Source organism: Acinetobacter brisouii (assembly GCF_008993995.1).
GTDB lineage: Bacteria > Pseudomonadota > Gammaproteobacteria > Pseudomonadales > Moraxellaceae > Acinetobacter > Acinetobacter brisouii_A.
Map to the genome: position 1 here is coordinate 1 of NZ_BKNN01000191.1, position 359 is coordinate 359.

2 pseudogenes are annotated in these 359 nt (G+C 39.6%); both read right to left on the reverse strand.

The annotated features are described in order from the left end of the window. Nucleotides 1–238, reverse strand: a pseudogene (locus GBN19_RS15600) (IS3 family transposase); the annotation flags it as partial. A gap of 13 nt (nt 239–251) precedes the next feature. Next, nucleotides 252–359: pseudogene (locus GBN19_RS15605) on the reverse strand (IS5/IS1182 family transposase); the annotation flags it as partial.

Sequence of the window (359 nt, forward strand, 5' to 3'; positions counted from 1 at the left end):
TATAGCCTTCACGTTTCAGTTTTTGCCAGACTTTACGTACACCATACCGACCTGAACTTTCCTTCCAAATTCGTTTAATCTCCTCAGCATGATGCAAGTCATGTAAATCTCGCTTTGCTCGATGTTCCCTTGCGAAGCAATGCTTCTCATCGCAGAGATCTAGAGTCCGGTAATAGGTTGAAGCTGCGATCGGTAAAATCCTACAAATCGCATCAACACCATATAAGTCTTTATTAGACCTCTTGCGAAAGTTAATTTAAGAGCATCCAATTCACCATTCCAGCAATTAAATTCATTCTTAGACCAAAGCGTTTCCGTCTATTTCTATAGCGTTCTGTTAATATCCGAAAATGTTTAAG